Below are 14,938 nucleotides of genomic sequence, written 5' to 3' on the forward strand. Positions count from 1 at the left end.
AGGCGCCTAGTCTTTTCCAATTATTAAACCAACCACGACTTCACGTTGTTCGGTTGTCAAAACGTTATAGGTGCGGCAGGCGGCGGCATTGTTCATTACTTCTAAGCTTACGCCCTGACGCGCACAAAACCCAAATAACGCCGCGGGCGGAAATACTTGGGTTTCGCCTGTTCCCAAAATTAATACTTCTGGCTTGAGGTCTAACAGGACTTGTAGGTGGTTATCACTCAGCTCGTTAATGTGTGTTATAGGCCAATCTGTTTGCAGTGTATTTTGTGTAACTATGCAGCTTTTGTTAAGTTTTTGTTTGTTAACTTCAACCAGGCCTGGTTGATAATGGCGAATTAAGTTAATGTTAGGGTCGATGTGTTGAGTAAACTTCATGCAATGCGCCTTTTTTTAGTAAGAATAACCATCCGAATTATTTAAAACACTATTTCAATCAAATTCAATTGACCTGTAAAATAGATTCTGTATCATTTACAGGCTTAATTGTCGTCTTTTTTCCGCGATAAACCAAACATTTTTTAACCCGCAATTATTGCAGTAATCTTGAAGGCCTTTTCGTGACTAGCGAATTTCAAAGAATTAAACGTTTGCCGCCTTATGTATTTAACATTGTAGGTGAACTGAAGGCGGAAGCGCGCCGCCGTGGTGAAGATATTATTGACTTCGGGATGGGTAATCCAGATCAGGATACGCCTAAACATATCGTTGATAAAATGATTGAAGTCATTCAACGTGAAGGAACCCACCGTTATTCGGTGTCGCAAGGTATTCCACGTTTACGCAAAGCGATATGTAATTGGTACAAAACTCGCTTTGACGTGGATTTAGATCCTGATTCAGAAGCGGTAGTGACGATTGGCTCGAAAGAGGGGCTTGCCCATTTAGCCTTAGCGACGGTTGAGCAGGGCGATACAGTATTAGTGCCCAACCCCGCCTACCCGATTCATCCTTATGGTTTTGTGATTGCCGGTGCGGATATTCGTCATGTCGAAATGTCACCGAATGTTGATTTCTTTGAAGAGCTAGAAAAGGCAATTCAAGACTCTTGGCCCAAGCCTAAAATGCTGGTACTCAACTTCCCTGGTAACCCAACCACGCAAACGGTAGAGCTAGACTTTTTTGAGCGGGTGATTGAGATTGCAAAGCACCATAATATTTGGGTTATCCATGATATTGCTTATGCCGATATCGTGTTTGATGGCTATGTCGCCCCCTCAATTATGCAAGTACCCGGCGCGAAAGATATTGCGGTCGAGTTTTATACTCTATCGAAAAGTTATAACATGCCCGGCTGGCGCGTTGGCTTTATGGTCGGCAACCCGACCTTATGCCATGCACTAAAACGAATGAAATCCTATTTAGATTATGGCACCTTTACCCCGATTCAAGTAGCGGCGATAACCGCACTTGAAGGGCCGCAGGATTGTGTGCAAGAGATATGTGACATGTATCGCGTGCGTCGTGATGTCTTGTGCCAAGGTTTGAATACGATTGGATGGGAAGTTGAGCCGCCCAAAGCTACCATGTTTGTCTGGGCGCCGATTCCTGAAGCTTACCGTGAAATGGGGTCAATTGAGTTTTCTAAAAAGTTATTGATTGAAGCCAAAGTAGCGGTTGCACCCGGCGTAGGTTTTGGTACTTATGGTGATGGTCATGTACGTTTTGGCTTGATCGAAAATGAGCATCGTACCCGTCAGGCGATTCGCGGCATCCGTGATATGTTTAAAAAAGACGGCTTAATCCAGACAAAGGAGTAGAGTTTGAAACAAATAAAGCTAGGATTACTAGGGTTAGGCACAGTCGGTGGCGGTCTGGTTAATATTTTGCGCACCAGTGAGCATGACCTAGGTCGTAAGCTCGGCAAGCAGTTACATATTGAAAAAATTGCCGTGCGTGACTTATCGAAGCCAAGAAACGTTGATACAGGTGCAATTGCACTCACCGACGATCCGTTTAGTGTGGTCAATGATCCGAATGTGGATTTAGTGGTTGAACTGATGGGCGGTACCACCTTAGCACGTGATTTGGTTGAACAAGCGATTAAAAACGGCAAGCATATAGTGACGGCTAACAAAGCTCTAATCGCTTTGTATGGCAATGAACTATTTTCGCTCGCCGAAAAACATCAGGTTCAAATCTATTTTGAAGCCTCGGTAGCGGGTGGTATTCCGATTATCAAGGTGCTGCGTGAAGGTTTAGCGGGCAATCAGATTGATTGGCTAGCAGGGATTATCAACGGTACAGGTAACTATATCCTGACTGAAATGAAAAAGCCGAACGCGGACTTTTCTAAGGTGCTAAAAGATGCACAGGATTTAGGCTATGCGGAAGCGGATCCAACTTATGACGTTGAAGGCATTGATGCGGCGCATAAGTTGACGATTTTAGCCTCGATGGCCTTTGGGATTGAACTCAGTTTTTCTCGGGTTTACACCGAAGGCATTAGCCTGATAACCGCTGATGATGTACGTTTTGCCAATAGCTTTGGTTATGAAATTAAGCACTTAGGTATTGCGGCGAGAACCGATGAAGGTTATTCGTTGCGCGTTCACCCAACTCTGGTGCCTAAAACTGTTCTATTAGCGGATGTGAACGGCGTAATGAATTCGGTATTGGTGCATGGCAATCATGTCGGTTCGACGCTTTATTACGGCGCAGGCGCCGGTGCTGGCGCGACCGCAAGCGCGGTGATGGCGGATATTATTGATCTGGCACGTGGCTGGGATGCGCCCTATGAGATGCATGTTCCTGCACTGGGGTATCATGCCGATCAATTAGAGCAGAATCCGAATATTCTTAATATTGATCAAATTGACACCGCGTTTTATTTGCGCTTCCTGGTAAAGGATCACCCAGGTGTGTTAGCGCGCTTATCTCAGACACTCGCGGACTGTGATGTTAGCATTGAACACCTGCATCAAGACCCGATGCCAGAGGGCGATTTGGCATTGGTTGTGATGACCACTAATGTCGTAAGAGAGTCAGGTTTGAATCAAGCGATGGCCGTGCTAGAAGGCATGGATGACCTAGAAGGCAAGATAACAAAAATTAGGGTAAGTGACTTTTAACCAGACCTAGAACCCCAACAGGAAACCGAGTCGCCAAAAGCACTCGGTTTTTTATTTTTATGGAGAAATAAAATGAGTTATGCCGTTACTTTAGGATTGAAAGGATTAACGGAACAGTCGTCGCTTTCGTCAGTAAGCATGCGTTTGGCTGGATTGGCTAAGCTGTTAAAACGCGCTGATGCCTATCCCATTAAGGCGCGTGGATTAGAAGCGCGCGCCAGTCATTTATTTCATCAGCCTGCGACGATTCCGCATGCGGTTTGTAGTGCGCAAGTTGAACTGGTGAATGCGGATCATAGCTTGTTTTGGATTCGGGTAGACCCGGTACAGCTGATTCCTGATCGCGATACCCTCGTCTTAATCCCAGCTAGTCATTTAGAACTAACAGCAGACGAATCTTTGTCTTTGCTCAATGCGTTTAACGCGCATTTTGCGCAGGATGGTGTGCAATTAGTTTATGGTTCTAGCCAGTCCTGGTATTTATCGCTTCCTCAAGCAGTCGATATTCAAACTACGTCACTGGCTCAAGCGGCGTTTCGAAATCTGCAAGGGCTGTTTCCACAGGGGCATGCATCGAGTTATTGGCGCAAACTGATGAATGAGGCTCAAATGTTGTTTTTTAACCATCCCGTGAACCAAGCTCGCCGCGATAGGGGTCAAGCAGAAATCAACAGCATTTGGTTGTGGGGCGAGGGTAAATTGGACGATCAGCTGATAAAAGCCCGCCTAGATGCCAAAATCTGGGGGCAGGGTGCGTATCTGCAAGGCTTGGCTTCACTGACTCAAGCGCACTGTGAAAATCAGCCAGCACACTACCAGGCCTGGTTGGACAACGCCAATAAAACACCTAATCTGCTTAATCATTTAATTGTCCTTGACGCTGATAGTCAAAGCTCCGCTGACAACACCCTGCAGTCGCTTGAGCGGGATTGGTTTCAAGGCTTACTGAAAGGTTTGCAACAGGGCGAGATTCACTCACTTTACATTGACCTTGGATTTGATCAGGGTTTCCTGCTTGAACCCAAAAACCTAAAGCGTTTCTGGCGTTGGCGACACCCTTTAGCGCCACATTGTGATTCATAGCGACTCATAGCAATTTATAGAGCGAGCTGAAACCTGATATAATCAGCAACAATTTTATTTTTAACCCTGTCAATAAAGGTTTTCCCGATGAATTTTATTGAAACCCGCGGTAATGATGGTCAATTCCCACTTGAAGTCACCTTTTCTGAAGCGATTTTAAATCCCATGTCATCGTTTGGAGGCTTGTATTCGCCCAAGAGTTTACCGATGCTAGAAAAAGATTTTTTAGCTAATCATCTAAACGCTGACTACAAAACGCTGGCTAAAGCGATTTTAGACAAGTTTGAAGTCGATATTGATGAAGCCGTGATTGATCGTGCCTTGGCACTGTATGACCAGTTTGATGAGCCTGCCAACCCCGTTCCGGTGGTTAAGGTTTATGATGATTTATATGTCAGCGAGCTATTCCATGGCCCAACCCGCGCGTTTAAAGATATGGCGCTACAGCCGTTCGGCACGGTATTGTCGGCGGTTGCGCAGGCACGTAATGAGCAGTATTTAATCCTTGCCGCGACCAGTGGCGACACGGGGCCAGCCGCATTGGATACCTTCCGTAATAAGCCGAATGTGCAGGTGGTCTGTATGTATCCTGATGGCGGCACCTCGGATGTGCAGCGTTTGCAGATGGTGACCGAAGATGGACAAAACCTAAAAGTAATTGGCATTAAAGGTGATTTTGATGATGCCCAATCGGCACTAAAGCGTCTGCTGACCTCGCCGGTATTTCGTGAAACGCTGAATCAAAAAGGCATTCAAGTATCCGCCGCTAACTCGGTGAACTTTGGTCGGATTATTTTCCAAACCCTATACCATGTCCACAGCTATTTGGAGCTGGTGCGTCAAGCGGCGATTGCCTTAGGCGATAAGGTGTATTTGAATGTCCCTAGCGGTAACTTTGGAAATGCATTAGGCGGTTATTATGCTTATAAAATGGGTTTGCCGGTCGAACAGATTTTAATTGCATCTAATAATAACAATGTGTTAACCCGTTTTATTAATGAAGGCATTTATGACCTACGCACGAGCCAAGTAATTCCCACTAGCTCACCGGCGATGGATATTTTGAAGTCATCGAATATCGAGCGTATTTTATTTGATTTATTTGGTGCTGAGCGTACCAAAGCATTGATGTTGGCGTTGGATAACGATAAGTTTTATCAATTGACCCCCGATGAATTAGCTCAGGTTCAAGCTATTTTCGCCGCTGACTTCTGTAGCGATGAAGAAGGGCAGGCTTACATTAAGCAAGCCTATGACGCAGGGTATTTAATGGATCCACATACAGCAACCTGCTTTAAGGTGCATGATACCTCACGTAAAAACAAACAACTCAAAACCATTGTTTACTCCACCGCAGAATGGACTAAGTTTTCACCGATTATCGCTAAAACCCTATTTGGTGGTGAAATAAGCGCTGATGTTGATGCGTTGAAGTTGATAGCGGATAAAGGGCAAATCGCCATTCCAGTGCAAATTGCCAGCTTGCTCGACAAGCCACAAGTCCAAGACAAGGTGATTGCTAAAGAAATGATTGAACAAGAGATTGTGACATCTTTGTAAGCTTGCAAGTTATCGGGGTTATATCAACACCCACAAAAAAGCCCGTTTAATAATGGGCTTTTTTGTTGATTGTCATAAGGTTTCTATATCAGAATAGGTTTGTGCCTTTAAGCCGCTTTCAATAATGCGTTGTGCGGCGGATTCTACGGTTTCATTTTGGCAGGGCGGCTCGCCTGGGTAGAGTTTAGAGCGCAGGTGGCTAGCCAAGGCGGGAAGGCGGGCAATCAGGCCTTGAATGCTCGGGTTTTCAGTGCAAACCAGTCGAGTAAGTTGTTCTAAACCGGCTTTGGCGACCGCATAGGCGCCATAGTAGGCTTGGTTGTTTTGCACCGCTTGATCTGAAATGCAGACTAACCAGGCCTGGTCGGCTTGCTTTAGTTTAGGTAAGCAGGTTTGAATCAAGTGAAAGTTCGCATTCAGATTAGTTTGCATTACTTCGTACCATTGTAATGCATCAAAGTGTTCAATCGGGGTTAATGCAGGCAAGATGGCGGCATTTAAAAACAGCCCGTCCAGCTTTTCAAAGCCACTTAGCCCCTCCGCTAGCTGCTCAAATTCAGCTTGCGCAGAGCCTGCTAAATCCATTGGGAATAGGTAAATGTTTTTCCAGCCTTTTGCATCCAATTCATCATAAAGCTTGTTGAGTGCCTTAAGATCTTTATCCAGCAAAATAAGCTGGTTATTGGCTTGATTAAGTTGTTCAGCCAGCGCACGACCTAATCCATGCGCTGCGCCGGTAATGAGATAAGTTTTTTGTTTAGAATCCATTAGTTAAAGCACGCTTTTAAAAAGTTTGTGATGTCATAAGGTGTGCGAAACACATGGTTCGCTTGCCCCAGGTTGTTTATTTGATCAGCGGCTAGATAGCCAAATAACGCCGCACCTGTTTGCATACCGGCATTCATCCCAGCTTCAATGTCGCGAGGATGATCACCTAAATACAGACATTGTGCTGGTGGCACACCACATTGCTCCGCCGCTAGCCACATCGGCTCTGGGTTTGGCTTGCGAACACTCAGGGTATCACCACAGATCACGGTTTTCGGTGGGCTAGGGAAGCTGAAGTGATTTAATAAAGCCAGTGTGAGGTCTGTGGGTTTGTTGGTGACGATGCCCCAAGGAATATTTTTATCGGCTAACTCAACCAGGCCTGGTTGTAATCCTGGGAAAATCTGGGTGTGTAATGCAATGTTTTCCAAGTAGATTTGTAAAAAACGTTGACGTCTTTTTTCAAAGCTTGCTTCATCATCCTTAGTAAAGGCAAGCCGGGTAACCGCTGCACCTCCTTGCGATACCGTGTTACGAACTTGCTGATAGCTAGGTGCAGGCACATTGCATTCATCACAAAGTAGATTGAGCGCATAACTAAAGTCATAGGAGGTGTCGAGCAGTGTGCCATCAAGGTCAAACAGGACGCATTTAATGCTCATCAGTCTGCTCCTCAAGTAAAGGTTTTTGAAAGGCCATTAAGTAGTTGATTGATAAGTCTTTGCTTAATGCGCAACGTTTAAATACAGGGTTAAAATCTATTCCCGCTGAATCAATTAAGTTTAACCCCGCTTGACGCGCCATCTGAGCAAGCTCGCTGGGTTTAATAAACTTGTCGTGTTGATGGGTACCTTTGGGAACAATGTTAAGCAGGTATTCGGCGGTGAATACCGCCAGTAACAGGGATTTATTGCTTCTGTTCAATGTTGAAAAAAACAACATTCCACCCGGTTTCGTTGCATCGGCGGCGGCTTGAATAATCGCTTGTGGGTCGGGGACATGCTCCAGCATTTCCATACAGGTAACCCTATCATAGCTTTCAGGGTGTTGGCGGGCATGTTCTTCCGCGCTGATAGCTTGATAGTTGACCTTAACACCAGTATCCAGCGCATGCAGCCGGGCAACGCTTAACACCTCTTCGGCTAAATCAATGCCAGTGACTTCGCCACCGAGCAGGGCAAGCGATTCGCTCAAAATACCGCCGCCACAGCCGATATCCAATATAGTTTGGTTAGCTATTCCAGTGTGTTGCTGAATAAAGTCTAAACGTAGCGGGTTCATTTTGTGCAGCGCACCAAACTCGCCATCCGTATCCCACCATTTGTGGGCATATTGATTAAAGTTGCTTAATTCTTGCGGGTCAACATTATTATCAGACATAGATTATTCGTTGTTTTGAATGAATGAAAGCTTATTTTACTGGATAAATGCCGCGATGTAGTCGCTAATTTTTTCGCTTGGAGTCTAAAACCTTGGGGCTTTTAGGTTATAATGCGCAATTTCATAGATAACAAATTGAGATTGGATCGTCCATGTCAGATTTTGCACGTGAAATACACCCTATATCGCTAGAAGAAGAAATGAAGCAGTCCTATTTGAGTTATGCGATGAGCGTAATCATAGGTCGCGCCTTGCCCGATGTGCGTGATGGTTTAAAACCGGTGCACCGTCGTGTTTTGTATGCGATGAACGAGTTGCACAACGATTGGAATAAGCCTTATAAAAAGTCCGCGCGTGTCGTCGGTGATGTGATCGGTAAATACCATCCGCATGGCGATACCGCTGTGTATGACACGATTGTTCGTATGGCCCAGCCTTTTTCTTTGCGTTATATGCTGGTCGATGGTCAGGGTAACTTTGGTTCTATTGATGGCGATAACCCGGCTGCGATGCGTTATACCGAAGTGCGGATGGCAAAAATAGCCCATGAATTACTTGCCGACCTTGAAAAAGAAACGGTTGACTTCACGGCTAACTACGACGGTTCTGAACACGAACCGAATGTATTGCCTAGCCGTATTCCTAACCTATTAGTTAATGGTTCAGCCGGTATCGCTGTCGGTATGGCGACCAATATCCCGCCACACAATCTAGTTGAAACGGTTAATGCTTGCTTGGCACTGATTGAAGACCCTGATATTGATGTAACAGGTCTAATGGAGCATATCCCAGGCCCGGATTTCCCAACTCACGGGATTATCAATGGTACACGCGGCATTCGTGAAGCTTATGAAACAGGGCGTGGGCGCGTGCAGATTCGTGCGCGTTATTTTATCGAAACCGATAAATCCGGCAAGCAAACGATTGTAGTCAGTGAAATCCCTTATCAGGTCAACAAGGCCAAGCTGATTGAACGTATTGCTGAACTGATTAAAGAAAAGAAAATCGAAGGCATTACCGCACTGCGTGATGAGTCTGACAAGGACGGCATGCGCATTGTGATTGAATTACGTCGTGGTGAAGTGCCTGAGGTAATGGTTAATAATCTATATAAACTTACCTCGATGCAAACAGTCTTTGGTGTAAATATGGTGGCGCTGATTAATGGTCAGCCTAAACTCTTAAGCCTTAAAGAAATTATTACCGCTTTTGTGCGCCACCGCCGTGAAGTGGTTACACGTCGCACTATTTTTGATTTGCGTAAAGCCCGTGAAAAAGCCCATTTACTGGAAGGCTTAGCGGTAGCGCTGAGCAATATCGATGAAATGATTGCGCTCATCAAATCCTCGCCATCACCGCAAATCGCGAAAGAAAAAATGCTTGAGCGTGAATGGCCAGCGGGCAATGTGATTCAATTGCTAGAACGCGTTGAAGCCAATGATACCCGCCCTGAGGATTTAGGCCCAGGTTTTGGTATGGTCGAGGCGGATATTTACCGTTTATCACCAACCCAAGCTCAAGCCATTTTGGAAATGCGTTTGCATCGCCTAACCGGGCTTGAGCAGGATAAAATTCTTGAAGAATATAAAGGCTTAATTGCCAAGATTTTTGAATTCCTTGAAATTTTGCGCAACCCAGATCGTTTAACCGAAGTGGTACGCGAAGAGCTGGTTGAAGTACGCGATCAGTATGGTGATGCGCGTCGCACTGAAATTGATCATGCTTATGTTGATTTGGATCAGGAAGATTTAATCGCGGTTGAAGATCGTATTATTACCTTATCGCAAGATGGTTACATCAAAACACAACCCTTGAGTGATTATCGCGCTCAGAAACGCGGTGGACGCGGTAAGTCAGCCAGCGCGATGAAAGAAGAGGATCAAGTCGGTCAAATTCTCGTTGCCAGCACTCATGATATGTTGTTGTGTTTCTCTAATCGCGGAAAATTGTACTGGAAAAAAACCTGGCAGTTACCACTTGCAAGTCGTGGCTCGAAAGGCAAACCCATTGTAAATGTGTTCCCGCTTGAAGACGGTGAGAGTATTTCGGCTATTTTGCCTATCAGTGAGTTTGATGATGAGCATTTTGTATTTATGGCAACTAAGCATGCGGTCGTTAAACGTGTAGCGCTGTCGGACTTCTCGCGGCCACGTGCTAATGGTATTATCGCGTTAGATTTACTCGATGGCGACGAACTGGTGGGTACTGCACTGACTAATGGCGAGCAGGAAGTGATGTTGTTTGCTAATGGCGGCAAAGCGATTCGCTTTAAAGAATCGGATGCCCGTGTAATGGGGCGTACAGCTCGCGGTGTACGCGGGATGAAGTTAGCTGAAGGCCAGCAGGTTATTAGCATGCAGATCGCAATGCCTGATACTTTAATTCTAACGGCTACCGAACATGGTTTTGGAAAATGCACACCCGTGGATGACTACTCAACGATTAATCGTGGTGGTCAAGGTGTGATTTCGATTAAGACCTCAGAGCGCAATGGACAAGTTGTGTCGGCCGTTACCGTGACACCTGACCAAGAAGCAGTATTGATTACCAATAAAGCTACATTGGTACGTATTAGAGTTAAAGACATTTCTGTAGTAGGGCGTAATACCCAAGGTGTGAAGTTAATTAATGTCGGCAAGGATGAAGCCGTTGTTGGTTTAGCGGTGGTCAATGTGTCTGAAGAGGACGAGGTCTTGGATGAAGAAGAAACAGCAGAAAATGCTCAATTGGCTTCATCTGAAACCACTGAAACATTAATCGTTTCAGAAGATAGCGCTGAATCAGATGAACAAAATAATGATAACAAAGAGTCGGAGTAAAGCCTGATGTCAAGAGCGTTTAATTTTAGTGCCGGTCCGGCAATGTTGCCTGAATCGGTGATTCGTCAGGCAGAGCAAGAGTTATTGAATTGGAATAACTCGGGTATGTCGGTAATGGAAGTCAGTCATCGTTCGGTGGAGTACATGGCGATGGCGAAACATGCAGAGCAAACGCTGCGCGATATTATGGCGATACCTGATAATTACAAAGTGCTGTTCTTACATGGTGGTGCATCACTGCAATTTAGTGCGATTCCCCTTAATCTAACCCGGCCTGGTGAATCAGCGGATTATTTTGATACCGGTGTTTGGTCGGCTAAGGCTATTAAGGAAGCGCAAAAATACTGTGATGTGAATGTCGTGTGTCAAAACCATCAGCGTATTCCTGATGCATCGGAATGGCAGTTATCTAAAAATGCCAAGTACGTGCATTACACACCCAATGAAACCATTGGTGGCTTGGAGTTTTTGTCTGTTCCCGATGTTGGTGATGTGCCCCTGATTGCTGATATGTCCTCTACCATTTTGTCGCGTCCAGTCGATGTGTCAAAATTCGGTATGATTTATGCCGGTGCGCAAAAGAATATCGGCCCAGCGGGTCTTGCGATTGCCATTGTTCGTGAAGACTTGATCGGACATCAACGTGACATTACGCCGAATCTGTTAAATTGGCAGTTATGTGCTGAGAATGATTCGATGTTCAATACCCCGCCGACATTTGGTTGGTATCTAGCTGGCTTGGTATTTGATTGGATCAAAGCCCAAGGCGGCCTAAATGCAATGGCACACCACAATGAAAGCAAAGCCAACAAGCTTTATCAAGCGATTGATAGTATAGAATTTTATGCCAATCCAGTAGACGCTTCACAGCGTTCTTGGATGAACGTGCCATTTACCCTTAAAGACCCAAGTTTAGATAGCCTTTTTCTAACCCAAGCAAAAGAAGCGGGGTTGTATAATCTAAAAGGCCATAAACTAGTCGGCGGTATGCGCGCGAGTATTTACAATGCGATGCCCGCTGAAGGCGTAGATGCGTTAATTGATTTTATGCGTGATTTTGCACAAGCACACGGTTAATAAGTTAAAAGGATCGATGTTTTGACGCCAACGGAACAAGAAGCCCAGCAATTAAATGAAATTCGCCAGCAGATCGATACGCTGGATGAGCAAATTCAACAATTGATCACTCAACGTGCATTGTGCGCACAAAAAGTGGCGGATATTAAAACGCAAGGTGGTCGTGTCGAGGCGGTTTTTTACCGTCCAGAACGTGAAGCACAGGTTTTGCGTGCGGTACGAGAACGCAATAACAGCTTGTTATCTGATGATGATATGGCGCGATTGTTTCGTGAAATCATGTCTGTTTGTTTGGCGTTAGAGCAGCCGTTGAAAGTCGCTTATCTTGGGCCTGAAGGCAGTTTTACTCATGCCGCGACCCTAAAGCAGTTCGGCTCGTTTGCGCAACCTTATCCGGTTTCAACGATTGATGAGGTGTTCAAATCGGTCGAAGAAGGCGAAGTGAATTATGGCATTGTGCCGGTTGAGAATTCAACCGAAGGGGTGGTCAACGCGACGCAAGATAATTTAATTCACATGTGCACACAGGTCACCGGTGAATTGGATTTGGCTATTCACCATTGCTTACTGTCGAAGTCGAATGAGTTAAAATCGGTAAAAAAAGTGGTGGCGCATACTCAAGCGCTGGGGCAGTGTCGTAATTGGTTACAAAACAACCTGCCGGGTGTTGCACTTGAAGCGGTTGATTCAAACGCATTGGCGGCTCAAATGGCGCAACAAGATGATACATTGGCTGCGATTGCCTCTGAACAAGCCTCGGTGCTTTATCAATTACGCATTTTAAAGTCGCGAATAGAAGACAAGCAGGACAATACCACTAAGTTTTGGGTCATTGGTAAAGAAAAACCCTTGGCTAGTGGTAAGGATAAAACCGCTTTAGTTCTGTCGTTAGCGAATAAGGCTGGGGCCTTGCATCAAATTCTTGAAAGCTTTGCCAAACGTGATATTAGTATGACGCGCATCGTATCACGCCCCTCGACAAATAAAAAATGGGATTATGTGTTTTTTATTGATATTATTGGACACCAGTCTAATAAAGACGTGGAGCAGGCCCTGAAAGAAGTCGAGCAACAAGCGCATTTTTTCAAGCTGTTAGGCTCTTATCCTATTTCACCGATGGATTAAATCTTTCACTTCACTCACCTTAATGACGAGAACGTTTATGAGCAGCTTATTTCAGCAGCAGATTCAACCTCAAATCCAATCCATTAAACCCTATGTGCCAGGCAAACCTGTGAGTGAGTTGCAGCGCGAGTTGGGCTTAAGTCATGTCACCAAGCTGGCATCCAACGAAAACCCGCTTGGCGCCAGTGAAAAAGTGTTGGCGGCGATGGAGATTGCACTTAAAGATATTGGGCGTTATCCAGATGGTAATGGCTTCTATCTGCGTTCTGCGTTGGCCGAGTTTAATCAAGTTGCCCTGAATCAAGTTTCTATAGGCAATGGTTCAAATGAGTTATTAGAGTTAGTAGGGCGTGTATTTGCCGGCCCGGGTGATGAAATCATCTATTCTCAATATGGCTTTGCGGTTTATCCGATTACCGCGCAGATAGTCGGCGCCACAGGCATCGAAGTGGCGGCTAGTAACTATGGTCACGATTTGGCCGCCATGGCAAAAGCCGTGACTGAACGCACTAAACTTATTTATGTGGCGAATCCGAATAACCCTACGGGAACCTGTTTTGGGCGTGACGAATGGGAAGCCTTTATTCAATCTATTCCACCTCATGTTATGGTGGTTTTGGATGAAGCCTATTTGGAATATGTTGACCAAGTTGATTACCCATCGGGTTTGGATTATCTTGCGGACTACCCAAATTTAATTTTGTCGCGCACCTTTTCAAAAGCCTATGGCTTGGCTTCATTGCGAGTTGGCTACATGCTGGCATCTGAAGAAATAACGTCTTATATCAACAGACTGCGCGCACCTTTTAATGTGAATCATTATGCACAGGTCGCGGCAGTGGCCGCGTTACATGACCAGCAGTTTGTACAGCAATCGGTCGAACTGAATCGGCAAGGTAAAAAACAGATGATCAAAGCGCTAGAGGATGCAGGCTTAGATTACATTCCCTCGCAAGGCAACTTTATTTGTGTCAAGTTTGGTTTAGATGCCGCTGAGATTAATCAACGCTTCTTACAGCAGGGTGTTATTTTACGCCCAGTGGCTAACTATGGCTTAACTGCGTTTTTAAGAGTATCCATAGGTACCCATCAAGAAAACCAGCACTTTATTGACGCTTTAAGTAAGGTATTGTAAAGCATGCATTTGCAACGTTTAACTGTGATAGGGGTTGGGCTCATTGGGGGTTCCTTTGCCCTCAAGCTTAAGCAGCTTGGCCGCGTTGTTGATGTGGTTGGTTATGGTCGTAACACACAAAATCTTGAAAAAGCGGTTGAGCTGGGCGTGATTGATCGCTATGCCTCTAGTTTGGCCGACGCCGTTCAGGATGCCGACCTGGTTGTCCTGGCGGTTCCTCTAGCCTCGATTGCACCGATTTATGCGCAAATCGCTACATACTTAAAACCGGATGCGATTGTCACGGATGTGGGGAGTGCAAAAGCCAGTGTTGTCGAACAGATTGAAACACAACTTGGTTTTAAGCCAGCTCAATTTGTGCCTGGGCACCCGATCGCAGGACGCGAAAAAAGTGGGGTCGAAGCGGTTGAAGCCGATCTATATCAAAATCACCGGGTCATTCTAACGCCACAAGACTATACCAATACCGATGCAGTAAATAAGGTAGAGTCACTTTGGCAGGCGGTGGGTGCGCAGGTTACAAGAATGACGGCTACTTATCACGATGAAGTGTTTGCAGCGACCAGTCATTTACCACACCTGCTGGCCTTCGCCTTGGTCGATATGCTCAATGAGCATTCTGAGCTAGGCAATGTGTTTCAATATACCGCGGGTGGTTTCCGTGACTTTACTCGAATTGCTTCTAGTGATGCTACTATGTGGCGTGATATTGCATTACAAAATGCATCCGCCATTGTTAAATGGTTGGCGGCTTATCAAGTTGAATTGACTAAACTAAGTCAGTTAATTGAGCAGCAGCAAGGCAATCAGCTCTATGATTTATTTGCCGACGCCAAAGCTGCGCGGGATAAACATATTATCAATAAGCGTTAAACTAGGTTGCGTTAGTCGCTCATTAATTTCACATAAATTTT

At 45.4% G+C, this 14,938-nt stretch carries 13 protein-coding genes; 9 read left to right on the forward strand and 4 right to left on the reverse strand.

The features are described from left to right. Positions 1-6: 6 nt before the first annotated feature. Entirely contained in the window at positions 7-384 is a 378-nt protein-coding gene (locus NA59_RS00220; protein ID WP_044406125.1) for an Mth938-like domain-containing protein, read from the reverse strand. A 182-nt stretch (positions 385-566) separates the two neighbouring features. On the opposite strand from NA59_RS00220, the gene alaC reads away from it, so the two are divergent. The 4 genes from alaC (at position 567) to thrC (ending at position 5,720) form a co-directional block, all read left to right on the forward strand. After that, positions 567-1,766, forward strand: coding sequence for an alanine transaminase (gene alaC / locus NA59_RS00225; RefSeq protein ID WP_044406128.1), 1,200 nt, complete (start codon positions 567-569; stop codon positions 1,764-1,766). A 3-nt stretch (positions 1,767-1,769) separates the two neighbouring features. Further along, complete coding sequence (locus NA59_RS00230; protein WP_044406131.1) at positions 1,770-3,077, forward strand: homoserine dehydrogenase; 1,308 nt, start codon at positions 1,770-1,772, stop codon at positions 3,075-3,077. Positions 3,078-3,149: 72 nt separating this feature from the next. Next, positions 3,150-4,160: a hypothetical protein gene (locus NA59_RS00235; protein WP_044406134.1), complete on the forward strand. Its 1,011-nt coding sequence runs from the start codon at positions 3,150-3,152 to the stop codon at positions 4,158-4,160. A gap of 87 nt (positions 4,161-4,247) precedes the next feature. Beyond that, positions 4,248-5,720 (forward strand): threonine synthase, encoded by a 1,473-nt coding sequence (gene thrC / locus NA59_RS00240; RefSeq protein WP_044406137.1) that lies wholly within the window; start codon positions 4,248-4,250, stop codon positions 5,718-5,720. Positions 5,721-5,792: 72 nt separating this feature from the next. Here the strand turns inward: thrC and NA59_RS00245 are convergent, their stop codons facing one another. The 3 genes from NA59_RS00245 to ubiG are packed head-to-tail and all read right to left on the reverse strand — an operon-like array spanning position 5,793 to position 7,868. Then, a complete protein-coding gene (locus tag NA59_RS00245) occupies positions 5,793-6,488 on the reverse strand; it encodes an SDR family NAD(P)-dependent oxidoreductase (RefSeq protein ID WP_044406140.1) in 696 nt (231 codons plus the stop codon). After that, the gene (locus NA59_RS00250) at positions 6,488-7,150 is read right to left on the reverse strand and encodes an HAD family hydrolase (protein WP_044406143.1); all 663 of its coding nucleotides are present in this window, start codon (positions 7,148-7,150) and stop codon (positions 6,488-6,490) included. Before NA59_RS00250 ends, NA59_RS00245 begins: the two co-directional genes overlap by 1 nt. Beyond that, positions 7,140-7,868, reverse strand: a complete 729-nt coding sequence (gene ubiG, locus NA59_RS00255) for a bifunctional 2-polyprenyl-6-hydroxyphenol methylase/3-demethylubiquinol 3-O-methyltransferase UbiG (RefSeq protein WP_044406146.1) — start codon at positions 7,866-7,868, stop codon at positions 7,140-7,142. The genes NA59_RS00250 and ubiG overlap by 11 nt, the downstream gene beginning before the upstream one ends. 152 nt (positions 7,869-8,020) lie before the next feature. Here ubiG and gyrA point away from each other — a divergent pair, with 152 nt between their 5' ends. From gyrA to NA59_RS00280, 5 genes are read left to right on the forward strand one after another with little or no spacing between them, the layout of a single operon-like run. After that, a complete protein-coding gene (gene gyrA, locus NA59_RS00260) occupies positions 8,021-10,687 on the forward strand; it encodes a DNA gyrase subunit A (protein ID WP_044406150.1) in 2,667 nt (888 codons plus the stop codon). A gap of 6 nt (positions 10,688-10,693) precedes the next feature. Then, complete coding sequence (gene serC, locus NA59_RS00265; RefSeq protein ID WP_044406153.1) at positions 10,694-11,764, forward strand: 3-phosphoserine/phosphohydroxythreonine transaminase; 1,071 nt, start codon at positions 10,694-10,696, stop codon at positions 11,762-11,764. 21 nt (positions 11,765-11,785) lie between these two features. Beyond that, positions 11,786-12,889 carry a prephenate dehydratase gene (pheA, locus tag NA59_RS00270; RefSeq protein WP_044406156.1) on the forward strand — a complete coding sequence of 368 codons (1,104 nt, stop codon included), beginning with the start codon at positions 11,786-11,788 and terminating at the stop codon, positions 12,887-12,889. A 37-nt stretch (positions 12,890-12,926) separates the two neighbouring features. Then, on the forward strand, positions 12,927-14,024 hold the full coding sequence (hisC, locus tag NA59_RS00275) for a histidinol-phosphate transaminase (protein WP_044406159.1): 1,098 nt from the start codon (positions 12,927-12,929) through the stop codon (positions 14,022-14,024). A 3-nt stretch (positions 14,025-14,027) separates the two neighbouring features. Beyond that, entirely contained in the window at positions 14,028-14,897 is an 870-nt protein-coding gene (locus NA59_RS00280; RefSeq protein WP_044406162.1) for a prephenate dehydrogenase, read from the forward strand. Positions 14,898-14,938 lie beyond the last annotated feature (41 nt).

Source organism: Thiomicrospira microaerophila (genome assembly GCF_000934765.1).
GTDB lineage: Bacteria > Pseudomonadota > Gammaproteobacteria > Thiomicrospirales > Thiomicrospiraceae > Thiomicrospira > Thiomicrospira microaerophila.

What these genes read in the sequence shown, in the direction of transcription:
- NA59_RS00220 (WP_044406125.1), bottom strand. Translation starts at nt 384, where the DNA reads ATGAAGTTTACTCAACACATCGACCCTAACATTAACTTAATTCGCCAT.
- NA59_RS00235 (WP_044406134.1), top strand. Translation starts at nt 3,150, where the DNA reads ATGAGTTATGCCGTTACTTTAGGATTGAAAGGATTAACGGAACAGTCG.
- thrC (WP_044406137.1), top strand. Translation starts at nt 4,248, where the DNA reads ATGAATTTTATTGAAACCCGCGGTAATGATGGTCAATTCCCACTTGAA.
- NA59_RS00245 (WP_044406140.1), bottom strand. Translation starts at nt 6,488, where the DNA reads ATGGATTCTAAACAAAAAACTTATCTCATTACCGGCGCAGCGCATGGA.
- NA59_RS00250 (WP_044406143.1), bottom strand. Translation starts at nt 7,150, where the DNA reads ATGAGCATTAAATGCGTCCTGTTTGACCTTGATGGCACACTGCTCGAC.
- ubiG (WP_044406146.1), bottom strand. Translation starts at nt 7,868, where the DNA reads ATGTCTGATAATAATGTTGACCCGCAAGAATTAAGCAACTTTAATCAA.
- gyrA (WP_044406150.1), top strand. Translation starts at nt 8,021, where the DNA reads ATGTCAGATTTTGCACGTGAAATACACCCTATATCGCTAGAAGAAGAA.
- serC (WP_044406153.1), top strand. Translation starts at nt 10,694, where the DNA reads ATGTCAAGAGCGTTTAATTTTAGTGCCGGTCCGGCAATGTTGCCTGAA.
- hisC (WP_044406159.1), top strand. Translation starts at nt 12,927, where the DNA reads ATGAGCAGCTTATTTCAGCAGCAGATTCAACCTCAAATCCAATCCATT.
- NA59_RS00280 (WP_044406162.1), top strand. Translation starts at nt 14,028, where the DNA reads ATGCATTTGCAACGTTTAACTGTGATAGGGGTTGGGCTCATTGGGGGT.